Source organism: Dysgonomonas sp. GY617 (assembly GCF_015233815.1).
Classification (GTDB): domain Bacteria; phylum Bacteroidota; class Bacteroidia; order Bacteroidales; family Dysgonomonadaceae; genus Dysgonomonas_A.
In genome coordinates this window covers 220,767-232,712 of the sequence record NZ_JADCLR010000029.1, presented here as the reverse complement: position 1 = coordinate 232,712, position 11,946 = coordinate 220,767, and the positions used below count along the sequence as shown (strand labels likewise).

Below are 11,946 nucleotides of genomic sequence, written 5' to 3'. Positions count from 1 at the left end.
TATTATTTAGAAGGTAAACAAAGACGACATTCACAGATCGTTACAGTCATAAAAAGCAGCAATAAACATTGCACATTGCACAAGTAAAACATAAAAAGACTAATTTCGAGGTTAAAATCAACAGTATATGTCAGAATCAATAAAAACAACATTCTTATATAGCTTTCTTACCAATTCTAAATACAGAATTTTAAGACATGCACTGTTGATTGTCTTTGTACTGATTGTCATATCTTTTAATCAGACATACATTACTTATCAACCCAATCAGGAATTATTAGGTTCTAAAATATATTTACTCGCATTCATCACCACTGTTGTATATATAGTTATTGTCTACTTAAATCTATATATACTAGTACCAAGATTACTTTTAAAGAAAAGATACTTTTCATACATTACTATATTATCGGCTTTGGTATTACTACTTGTTTTAGGAATGAGCGCTCAAGAATATATTGTATACACTTTGTTAGACATACCTCATATACGCAGTTCGTATCTCAATCACGTAGCATTTCTTGATACCATATCCAACTTTACGATTAACATGTTGTGTATATCAGGAGGTTCGATGGTTATTTTACTAAAATACTGGATGGAAAACGAGCAGGTAGTCAATCAACTTCGAAATGAACAGATACAATCAGAAGTCGAACAATTAAAAGATCAGATAAATCCGCAGTTTCTTTTCAACATATTAAACAGGGCAAGTACATTAACAAAAAGCAATCCTCAATTGGCTTCAGATATGCTTCTAAAATTAAGCCATCTGTTAAGATATCAGCTTTATGATTGTAGCAGAGACAAAGTCTTATTAAATTCCGAAATCAACTTCCTCAGCAATTATCTTGCTTTAGAAAAATTATATTTTGATAGGTTTGATTACTCTATATCCTCAGAAGGAGATGTACATCGGGTATTTGTTTCGCCTCTGTTATTCATTCCTTTTGTACAAAACTCAATAAATCAGATACAAACCCAAGATAGAGAATCAACTATACAATTACACTTTAGGTCAGATAGTGGTATCGTCTATTTCACCTACCAGCCAGACAATTATGAAATACCATCAGTAAACGAACTTGCAGGTATCAGACAACGGCTAGAGGTGCTGTACAATGGTAATTACACATTATCAACAACAGATGGTATCATAAAACTAGAGTTAAGATCGTAGGCTGCGAATAGACCTGTTTAACATATTGATGCAGACACCTATTTTCACCTAAATATGAAGATATAATGATAAAAAAGATAGAGGATACTTTAAACGATTTTTTACTAAAGCCTCAATTCCAAATTTATAGGCATTTAGTTCTATTGCTCATCTCTATAGTTGTTGCAATGAATATATTATGGGATGTACCCGACAAGATTGTTTGGACAGGTGACCGTATTGGTATCTCTATTATATATTTAGGTATAACTATGCTGATGATATACTTTAATATCTATGTACTAGTACCCAAATTTTTGATAAAGAATAAATTCACCCAATATATTCTATCAGCCATTGGTTTAGTAACATTTTCTATAATCGCAATTGTGATGATGCAAGAGGTACTATACAGCACACCAGGTATTGCTCGCGAACTATCTATAGAATCCGAAGGAACCCCCATTGATCACCAGCCAGAAAAAGATAAACCTCAATTAGCCTTAGCTGTTTTATTTGGAGTAACCTCATCTATATTCGGGACATCACTTCTTATTGCCGGAGTGTCTGCATTTATGCTCTTCCGACACTGGATAATCAACAATCAACGTATCAGCGACTTGAAATCGGAAACATTGCAATCGGAACTCAAGTTCTTAAAGAGTCAGATAAATCCACATTTTCTATTTAATATGCTGAATAACGCCAACATAATGGTAAGTGAAGATCCCGAGATAGCTTCACAGATATTAAATAAATTGGACGATATGCTTCGTTATCAGATCAACGACAGCACAAAAGATAAAGTAAATTTGGAAGAAGACATACTATTTCTGACCAGTTTTCTGGATCTTGAGAAAACACGTCGCGATCACTTCGAGTATAGTGTTATAAAGGAAGGTGATTTGGATAATATAGAAGTACCTCCATTATTATTTATTCCCTTTGTAGAAAATGCGGTTAAACATAATCCTGATAATAATAATCTATCCTATGTTCATCTTTATTTTGAACTAAAGAACAATGAGCTAACATTTAAATGTGAAAACTCGAAGCCTTCTAAAGCCATTCAGCAAAAAGTCGGAGGACTAGGCTTAACCAATATCAGAAGACGCTTAAACTTATTGTACGGGGATAATTATTCTTTAGAGTCAAGTGAAACAGACACCACCTATACTGTCAATTTACAATTTAAGGTCTAAGACCCTTTTATTGCTTTGGCAGTATAACAACCAGAAATAGTTATGCCGATAAATATCGCATACCTATATAATATTACTTATATTATGAGATGTATTATTGTTGACGATGAGCCGATAGCTCGAAAAGGTATACAAAAAATAGTTGATCAGATTTCTGAATTGGAATTGCTCGAAAGCTTTAACAGTGCAGAAGCAGCCTCAATGTTTATGATGCGTAATCAAGTCGATCTGGTTTTTCTAGATATTCAGATGCCGGGTATAAACGGAATAGAATTCGCGAGAAACATACCTAAAAACACACTAATTATTTTCACCACAGCTTATTCCGAATACGCATTAGATAGCTATGAAGTAGAAGCAATAGATTATCTGGTAAAACCAATAGAAACAGATAGACTAAAAAAAGCGGTAGACAAAGCCCTTTCGTATCACAGTCTTTTACTATCGGAGGAAAATAAAAGTGAAGGAAACATAGAAGATGAATATATTTTCGTGAAATCCGACCGGCGATATTTTAAAGTAAGCCTAAAAGACATCCTTTTTATTGAAGGTTTAAAGGATTACGTCATTATCCAGTTAGCTGAACAACGCATTATTACCAGAATGAATCTGAAAACAATGCACGAGCTACTTCCCAAAAACATATTCTTAAGGATAAACAGATCGTATATTGTAAATACAACCCATATTGATTCGTTTGATAACAATGATATTTTTATCCAGAAATACGAGATTGCAATAGGCAGCTTTTACAGAGATTCATTCTTTGACGAATTTGTAGCAAAAAGGACATAAATGTGTGACCGAGCATCCTTTACTACTTTAACTCCAGTATGGTACAATTAGAAGTCCTTTATCTATTTTCCGACACAGAAAGTTTTTATATATCATATACTTACTAATAATCAATAACTTAAATATGAAATACGGGGATTGAGTAGTAAATTTACCGTAAATATTGATTATTAATAACTTATAAAAGGTAAACTATTAATGCACGATACACATTATGGCAACATCCTATATTAATTATATACGTGATAATTTCTCCTTTTATTTCTCCAAGATGGTACATGAACTAACTGATGTTATTTAATTCAAAATCAATTCCTAATTTGTCAGTTATTATTTTTGCGACTCTATATGCGTTTACCCATCCACCACAACAACTTGGGCTTAACGCAATAGTAAGAATTGAGACACTGTCCCATACTGCAAGAAGATTATCGCAGAACATAGTAATCTCTTCATCTGTAAATAATATACTATAGACATCATCAAAAAAGTAGTCGATATCTAGATTCACAATCCATTGTTCCTTTGAATTTCTAAGCCCATCAAAAATATTATCTGTCTTAAATGGAATATTTTCATTTACAGTAAATGGATCAGGTATAGGTCTATCATCCTCTATAAATTCATGACAAGCAAAAGAGTTATATGTAAACCAATTAGGATATATGGATCTTATATTATTTATGTAATTATCCCATGTGAATAATTGAGAATTAAGTATATAAGGGTTCTTGAGACTCAAGAAGCGACTTAAATCCATTTTAGGATTTGTTCTTAGTTCATCCATTGCCCTATCGCCTGCTCCTAGTAGATCAGAATGGCGATCAATATGTATGAAATTATGGCTTTCATTTGGAGATAGACCATTCAACCAAGAATAAGCAGCTGCTAAATGATTGTCCATCACATAGATTTTATCTTGATGATATAGAAAGTTAAGATCGTAATTACTTTTTCCTATACCTGTATATAGTGTTTCATCAATAGTTTTAGGCGGTTCTTTTATCCACATAGTACAGTTGTTTATGATATTAGTCTTACAAAATTTTGCCAAAGTATGTCTTTTATTTCATGATAATCTAGATTTTTCATTTGAGCTAAACTTTCCACAATATGACCTATATCTTTCGGAGAAAACACACATTTGTTGATAAATGTAAATGGGCTATCTGTTTCTATTAATAATCTATCATTCGGAATGTTAGTTATTATTTTCCGTCCAGATTCTGAGTTTAACATAGTATAATTTACAGAAAAATAAAAGCCAGATTCTAAAGCCTTCTCTTGAATCCTTTTTGTTCCAGAATACCAATGAAGTACTATTTTTCCATTAAAGTTATCTCCAATAATTGATGTAACTTCTGATGCAGCAGATCTTGAATGGACAGAAAGTATCTTTCCCCCTAGCACATTACATCTATTAATAAGTTCTTCAAAAAAGGATATTTGTAGATTTTTATAATCTTTTCCTGTTTTCAAATCCACTCCTACCTCTCCAATATATTTTGCATTGGGGAGTAATCTCCACATATCTGGAATATATTTTTGATATTGCCCAATTAGTTCAGGGTGAAAACCTAAAGCAATTCTTATGTATTTATTATCAACCTCCCTGCTTAATTTTTCATACAAAGGAGGGAGATTGGTAACTGCAATAGTATATACTTTATTGATTTCAATCAAATTTAGAATATCATTCCTTGACTCTTGAAGATCTAAATGAAAATGGGTATCGTAGAGGTTAGCCATTGTATTTATCAAGTAATGTCTTCAATTCATTTATACCCCTTCTATAAACACCACAGTAATTATCAATTTGATCAACTATTGGTCCTGATATTTGAACGGAAAGGGCTGTGTCTATTTTACTATTTACATAATCTCTAATTCCTAATTTGAAAGAACGCAAGTTTTCGGACGCACCAGTATTTTTAAAATCTTTATCTCGATAATTTGAAGTGTCATTTTTGTAAGCATATTCTATTGCTGCTCTACGAATAACACAAGGCAAACAGTTTCCGCAATGAGAAGGAGGTTCTTTTGTATATCTAGCCAAATCAGGATGTGAACATGACATTGTTTCCGAAATATTTACTTCTAAAAATGTAAGGTCATTACATTTTTCTATCATTTCTCCTTTTGTTTTGAATTGATATGGGTTATACAATTTTACTTTTATTTCCAAATTCACAAGTAATTGTTGTAATAATGTCATGTAATAAGGATGAGTAGTCCTTGTGCTGCTACTTCCTAGCCTAGTATTGGTCAGAGGAATATTTAGGGAGATCAATCCGTTCTCTGGAATATATAATGTAATGTTGTCATTTGTCATAGACCCTAAAATTATAGCATGAGCAAAGAACATAAAGGAACGTGTTCGTGTTGTGTCTTCAATACCATTAAGAGGTGAGGCGTAAAAATTAAAAAATTGTTGGTCTGATAATTGATATTGAGAAATAAGCTTTTCAATTACATTTTTCTGATAATTTATCACACCTTTTCCTCCTCCATAGTGACCAACAAACCAGACATCTTTTTCTTTATTAAGTATATCTATAGCACCAATAAACGAATCCAAACCTCCAGACAACATGCAAATTGCTTTAGGTTCGTGCTTATTTTTCTTGTAAAGTTTCATACCTTTTTCAACAGTGGTCTCCTTTTCGTTTAATTCTCTTTCTCGAAATTCAAATACCCATATATCTCCACTTAAAAAAGATAGCATTTTCTCCAGAAGTAGTTTGTTCTGATTCCATTTGTTTATCTCAAGTACAGGCATATAAAGTTTTATTTGCCTTGTCCATGCGTCATCCTCTTTTCTTCTCAAAATTTTCCTATCTGCATAATAAACCATTAGGGATATATTTAACAAATCTATAGCAGATCTACTAAAGGAATTACATTGATATAACTTTCTCCGATTATCATCCCAAAATGTATAACGATATTGATTTTTTGAGAATAAATCTACAGTAATATCTGCATCTTCTTTTGAAAATGTATCATCTTGATTCAATCTACATACTATGCTTTTCATAATTGATCCTCCAAAACTTTATAACACTGTTCATATAAACCTTCAACTAATACATATACATTTTTCGTTTGAGAATTAATCATGGTAAGTGGTTTATCTTTTAATGTTGTTGAGACTTTTGTTTCAATATAATCTTTCAATTCTTTTTCGATTTTGGCTGCTGTACCAGAATTTTCCGCTTTCCTCTCGATTCGGCTACCAAGATCATGTATCAATCTTTCATATATAAAAGTTTCAATATATTTTGTTATAAGCATTTTTGATATATTAGAGTCAAATGAATCTAAGAGTGAAATATCTTGCTTTTCATTATCAAATTTTTCGTAGATAATAGACATTGTATTTATCAATGCTTTACGAGCGACTGAATCATCATTTAGATCTGGCGTAGGAGCAAGTATATTTATAACATCATTTAAAATTTCCTTAGGTTTTCTTCCCTCTATTGGAATTTGATATTCTTCTAAAACCTGAGTTATCCCTTTCTTTGATACATCATCAAAGAAATTACCGATATTAATAGTTGTTCTTATTGCAGATTTTGCGGATTTAGCTGCATTCTCTGAACCTCCACGACTTTTCACGTAATTAGAAAGAGTATTTCTTTTAGCATTTTGTCCACCTTTGCCCGATGCATATTTAGACATAGAGTTTTTTGCAGATCTCCATGAAGAATATTGAGGTTCTTGAGATGAAAGTTCTTGTGGTGTTGACTCCTTTTCACTAGGTTTTTCCAATGGATTCTCCTTTTCTGGCTGATTGTCTCCATCCGAATTATTATTTTCTTGTTCTGGATCTGGATCATTTGGCGGAATAGGATTATTGTCAGGACTCCCCTCTCCGTCATTAAAATCAGATGGCAATAAAGGAGATCTATTTGATCCACCATACATACTTGATGTTCCCATACTTTATCTATTTTATGTTTTTCAGTTCTTCTTCAATGGCACTTTTTAATGTTTTCTGAGATTCCCACTTAGATAAAATTTCTCTTATTTTGGTTTTGTCTGTTAATTTATTTGCAAACGGAGGTATTAACGGTATAAATGCGAACTTAATTCGATCCATTGAAAGGCGTTCTAAAATAGCGATAGTATCAATATAAAGCTCAGAACGAGAACCTCCCCACTCGATAAAAGATTGAAACAATGATTTTTCTATTTCTGTAGAAGATTCCATTTTGACAGCTATTTCATTCAAAATAGACGCAGCTTCAAAATCAGATACATTTGTCGCAGATTTCATAGCTTCATTACGTAAAGTATCAGTTCCACTTAATAGATTTTGTATTATTTTGATTGCATTTTGACTGAGATTTTGGGATTTAGCAAACGACATATTCTTTTGACTTTCTCTCGAAAAATAGAAATAAGGTCTCAAATCTACATTTGCCAATAATGGTTCAATATTGGTTAGCCAATCAACAATCCAAGCATCATCTTTCCATGTGTTTAAGATATTTTCCTCTTCCCATTTTCCACCCTCAATTTGAACTAATTCTTTCGGTTTTCCATTTTCATTAGCTTGAAGTTGTGCAAGTCTTTTATAAAATGGATCTTTAAAATACTCAATAAGCATTAATTTCGCCAAGACTCTTCTATCCAAAGGTATTTTACGATAATTTGCCATCATAATTCTCAATTCCATTGCATTAAGAAAACGTTTACAATGTCTTGGATTTCCATTCAATCCTTTAGCAAGGACTGATGAGATTTGTTTTGATAAAGAAATTGTATCTTTTAATTTTTCTGCTAAATCTTCTGATTCAGTTTTTATTAGTTCATACGTTAATTCAAAATCAAGAAAATTTTCTTCTTTCTCTTTATTAATAATACTTCGTATTACAACAAGATCATTATTAAAATCTTTCTCAAACAATAAATACATGATGTAAGATTCAACTTCTTTCTGTCCTAACTGAGGAATACGAATAGGATACTGAATTAGTTTTTCCAGATACTCTTTTCCGATATCCATTTGGTTTCCTTCAACATCAGGGTATTTCATTTGGACAGCATATCTTATTTGTCTTTCATCCGCTCCAATAACAAAGGACGTTCCTTTAGCAAATAAGAATAAGCGAATAGCCTCTAATGTTTCTAAGATAGTATCGTGTTTACACCGATCCAATTCGTCTATAAACACTATAAGTCTTTTTATATTTGTTTTTTCTAATAGTAATGCAAAGTCTTCATGAAAAGATTTTATACTTTTTCTTACTTCTTTACTTTTAAATGCCTTAAAAATACCTTCTATTTCTTGCTCCTCAACTTGCGTGCCTTTAGATGCTAGCGCATTCTTAATATTATCAATCGTAATGTCGGATATAGTAAGTAATCCCCCTGTTAACAAAAAATCAATTCCATATTTAGCCAATTTACTTGTTAATTTGATAAAATCGGTGTTGTCATATAGATTCTTTAATATGCCCTTTGCCTTTGCCGTTAGCCGTTTCTTCTTTCCAATTTCATCAAGAATAGAACCAATTAAAGCAACCTTAGCATCTTCGTATCCTTCAAATAACCAACCATTAAATTTTAAGCACAGTACATTATCTTCTTTTGATAGATCACTCATAACCATATCCATCAAACTAGATTTACCACTACCCCAATCCCCATATATACCTACAGTTGAAGGTGTTAAATTATTATCCATGATGATGTTTTTTGCCACATCAACTAAATAATCAAAATCTAAAAGGTCTATATTGGTTTCACAATCTTTCCACATAGTTTCAGAACTTAAGTTTATGCTTTCCTTTTTTCAAAATTAACAAAAAATATCACATATTACCTCTTGATAATTAATTAATTGACAATAGTAATATAAAATTACCCTTAAAAGATTTCTTAAGGGTAATTTGGATCAAAACCAAATAGCTAATACTAACAATATACCAAAAGCCGTAATCACTCCATATGTCAGCCAACGAATATACTCCCTTATCGGCTTATTCGCTTCCTGAACAGCTTGGATAACTTTGTTTAGTGAATCAGGTTCGATGCCAATCCCTTCTTTATCAATTTCCTTCAATTCCTTAGCCATACCTATCGAAAGTTCTGTAAGTTTTAGATATTGGTCTGTTGAAAGCTGCATATCACCAATACATTTGACAATAGCTTGGTCTCGTCTTTCCATCCGTTCAATAAGCACCCCAATATCATTATACCGACTGAGAATCTTTTGTGTACTCTCCATTATCAACTCATGCGAGTTAGTGAACTTCTCTAGTTCTGCTACAATTATTTCAGCCATCATTGCATTTTGTGCTGAATTTGTACGTGGATTATTGTTGTCTGCCATAACCTCTTTTCTTTTTTCTTTTTTTCTTACGTTGTTCTTCTGTTAAATATTCGTCCTCAAGATTCCCATGAATAGTAGGAGTAAAAATACTACCTAATCCAGATATGACTTCTCCGACAATAGAAGCTCCTCTATTCCCTGTTTGACTTTGATGTTGAAGTTGGTTTTCCTGTAATCTATTCTCGGAAAATGTATTCAATAGAGTTCTATAACCAAACTCTTTACCAATCTGCGAAGCTTTGAATGTCTGCCCATATCCAAAAAAGCGTAGCCCATAAGTATTTCCTTTCTTGTTTTTGGCTTCAGCTACTTCAATTCCTCGCTTTCTCATCTCTTGTGCAAAATCGTTAAGGCTCTTTGGCTTCTTACTTAAAGTAGCCAGAGACGCTTTTTCGATTCTACTTCGTGCCATCATCCGCTCAAAAGATGTTACTTCAGGTCGGTACTTCTCTTTTCGTTGCACCTCATTGGCAATGGTCAATCCCATTTTTCGGCTAATCTCTTCAGCAATCTTGCCTGCACGTTTGCTGATAAAGCTCGTATCATAGACTTTGTTATCTATACTGACTCGATTTACTATCATATGCACATGCAAGTTATCTGTATCCCTATGTGTACAGGCTATCCATTGATTATTTTCAAATCCAAATTTTTGACTAAACACCCTACAGATTTCAGCCAATTCTTTATTCGTCAACTTGGCTTCATCCTTTGGAGCAATACCAATCTCGATGCGTATAAATTTATTTTTGCATCTATCATTGTATTTCTGTGCTTCGACAAATTCCTTATAAATTTTGTTAGGCACATTATTTTGGATTAAGTTTGATGCAATCAAATTGCCTTTCTTAGATTCACGCATAGCATACTCTATAGCTCTGCTACCGTGAGATATTGCTTTAGCTTTGGCTATCATAACATCAAATTATTCGTTGTTGTAACAGGGTTAACTTGTTTACCAATTCCCGAATATTATCTACCAACTGTGGATCTTTATCCCGAATCAAATTTGCTATTCTATTAAAATTGGAACAGTACATTTTCAACAGATGGAAGTAATCAATCTCGTCTTTCGACAATTCGGGTATAGCATTTACCTCTCCATGCATAGCCTGAGATCGACAATATTCCGATAAATTTAGACCGCATTTTTTAGCCATCTCCGAGATAATTTTCTTCTCAACGATGGAGCATCTTAATATAATTATCTTAATCTTTTTCATATAAGAATAATGTTAAACGGAAGTGGGTAGCGGAAGCGGTAAGAGCAGTTTGTTTATACAAACTGACATCTTGCAATGTTAGAATATTATAGTGCTTCGCACCCACCTCCGTGGTTAATAAATCAATTTATTTCCTTCGGCTTTCGCCTTTCAACTCGATGAAATTGAACATGGATTTTAGCCTATCTCCTGTCATTTTACCATATTGGTTTTCTGAACTGAGTGTGTCGAGTGTGAAGTTACTTACCCCATGAGTCCATGCTCCTGTATCATAACGTTCGCACAAAAGCTCAATCATAGGACTTCGTAAATTTCCAAACTCCATAACTTGTTTGGGTTCTCGTCCAAACTCATCAATAACCAATGGCATCCGTGAAAAACTTTTGATAGATTTACTTCTAAGTATATCCTGTAATTCCACTGACTTGAAAAACTTCAGAAGAGGTCTTTGTATGTGAAGCGAATGGACGACTGAATTGTACATTTCTGTCACAGCCTGCATAATTAAAGTCTTGCCACATCCATATTTACCAACAAGCATAATACCTTTCTGTAAATCGCCCGAAAAACGGTCATCAAGGGTGAGATATAAGTATAGCTGTTCAATCACAGATTCGTTTAGCTTATCGATAGAAAATATAACTTCTTCCCTTCGTTTTTCAAGAATTGTATTTGCACTTTGGGCTAGCAGCTTTTTATAGTCAGCATAGTCAAAAGGAAACACAAAGCGGAGGCTTCCATTATCTTTTCTTTCACTAGCAAAACGATTTTTCAAGGAATCCATACATATATCGAATTTATTCATCGAAGTCGCTGCCTGAGGCAACAAATTCTCTTTTTGAAAATCTTTCATTAGAATTATTATTTTTTGTTTTTGTATTATTATATAATGGCTTTGAGCTAGGTGTAGATTTAGATTGGCGATTAGTATTGGGTTTAGGTAATAAAATATGATACCTAGTTTTAACCCTGTATCCTCGTCCACCAATAATAAAATCTATAAGCGAAGCTTCTTTTAGTTTTTCTCTGGCAGTACGCAACGCACCTTCCGAGATTCCTACATTAGCCATTATTCGCTCATTACTTTGCTCAATCCATTCTTTCTCCCAAAATAACCTATTGGCAAGATGAAGCAGATAGAAATATAGCCGGGTTTCATTACAGCTAAAACCCCACTGCTCATCTTCACGCCAAAAGTTATTTATCAGATCAATGTAGCACATT

At 32.9% G+C, this 11,946-nt stretch carries 13 protein-coding genes; 3 read left to right on the top strand and 10 right to left on the bottom strand.

Going from position 1 to position 11,946, the window contains the following annotated elements; genetic code table 11:
* Window positions 1-127: 127 nt before the first annotated feature.
* The 3 genes from IR022_RS16725 (at window position 128) to IR022_RS16715 (ending at window position 3,156) form a co-directional block, all read left to right on the top strand.
* On the top strand, window positions 128-1,180 hold the full coding sequence (locus IR022_RS16725) for a sensor histidine kinase (RefSeq protein WP_194204591.1): 1,053 nt from the start codon (window positions 128-130) through the stop codon (window positions 1,178-1,180).
* A gap of 65 nt (window positions 1,181-1,245) precedes the next feature.
* Entirely contained in the window at window positions 1,246-2,361 is a 1,116-nt protein-coding gene (locus tag IR022_RS16720) for a sensor histidine kinase (RefSeq protein ID WP_194204590.1), read from the top strand.
* Between the two features lie 84 nt (window positions 2,362-2,445).
* The gene (locus tag IR022_RS16715; protein ID WP_194204589.1) at window positions 2,446-3,156 is read left to right on the top strand and encodes a LytR/AlgR family response regulator transcription factor; all 711 of its coding nucleotides are present in this window, start codon (window positions 2,446-2,448) and stop codon (window positions 3,154-3,156) included.
* 283 nt (window positions 3,157-3,439) lie between these two features.
* Here IR022_RS16715 and IR022_RS16710 read toward each other — a convergent pair whose 3' ends face one another.
* The 10 genes from IR022_RS16710 to IR022_RS16665 form a co-directional block, all read right to left on the bottom strand.
* Window positions 3,440-4,168, bottom strand: a complete 729-nt coding sequence (locus tag IR022_RS16710) for a hypothetical protein (RefSeq protein WP_194204588.1) — start codon at window positions 4,166-4,168, stop codon at window positions 3,440-3,442.
* Window positions 4,169-4,179: 11 nt separating this feature from the next.
* Entirely contained in the window at window positions 4,180-4,905 is a 726-nt protein-coding gene (locus IR022_RS16705) for a TatD family hydrolase (protein ID WP_194204587.1), read from the bottom strand.
* Window positions 4,898-6,193: a Qat anti-phage system QueC-like protein QatC gene (gene qatC, locus IR022_RS16700; protein WP_194204586.1), complete on the bottom strand. Its 1,296-nt coding sequence runs from the start codon at window positions 6,191-6,193 to the stop codon at window positions 4,898-4,900. The genes IR022_RS16705 and qatC overlap by 8 nt, the downstream gene beginning before the upstream one ends.
* The gene (locus tag IR022_RS16695; protein ID WP_194204585.1) at window positions 6,190-7,101 is read right to left on the bottom strand and encodes a hypothetical protein; all 912 of its coding nucleotides are present in this window, start codon (window positions 7,099-7,101) and stop codon (window positions 6,190-6,192) included. The genes qatC and IR022_RS16695 overlap by 4 nt, the downstream gene beginning before the upstream one ends.
* 7 nt (window positions 7,102-7,108) lie before the next feature.
* Window positions 7,109-8,926 (bottom strand): P-loop NTPase fold protein, encoded by a 1,818-nt coding sequence (locus IR022_RS16690; RefSeq protein ID WP_194204584.1) that lies wholly within the window; start codon window positions 8,924-8,926, stop codon window positions 7,109-7,111.
* 135 nt (window positions 8,927-9,061) lie between these two features.
* Window positions 9,062-9,499: a hypothetical protein gene (locus tag IR022_RS16685; protein WP_194204583.1), complete on the bottom strand. Its 438-nt coding sequence runs from the start codon at window positions 9,497-9,499 to the stop codon at window positions 9,062-9,064.
* On the bottom strand, window positions 9,483-10,415 hold the full coding sequence (locus tag IR022_RS16680; RefSeq protein ID WP_194204582.1) for a relaxase/mobilization nuclease domain-containing protein: 933 nt from the start codon (window positions 10,413-10,415) through the stop codon (window positions 9,483-9,485). Before IR022_RS16680 ends, IR022_RS16685 begins: the two co-directional genes overlap by 17 nt.
* A 4-nt stretch (window positions 10,416-10,419) precedes the next feature.
* Window positions 10,420-10,722, bottom strand: coding sequence for a plasmid mobilization protein (locus tag IR022_RS16675; RefSeq protein WP_194204581.1), 303 nt, complete (start codon window positions 10,720-10,722; stop codon window positions 10,420-10,422).
* 127 nt (window positions 10,723-10,849) lie between these two features.
* Complete coding sequence (locus IR022_RS16670) at window positions 10,850-11,575, bottom strand: hypothetical protein (protein WP_194204580.1); 726 nt, start codon at window positions 11,573-11,575, stop codon at window positions 10,850-10,852.
* Window positions 11,520-11,945 (bottom strand): hypothetical protein, encoded by a 426-nt coding sequence (locus tag IR022_RS16665; protein WP_194204579.1) that lies wholly within the window; start codon window positions 11,943-11,945, stop codon window positions 11,520-11,522. The genes IR022_RS16670 and IR022_RS16665 overlap by 56 nt, the downstream gene beginning before the upstream one ends.
* Window position 11,946 lies beyond the last annotated feature (1 nt).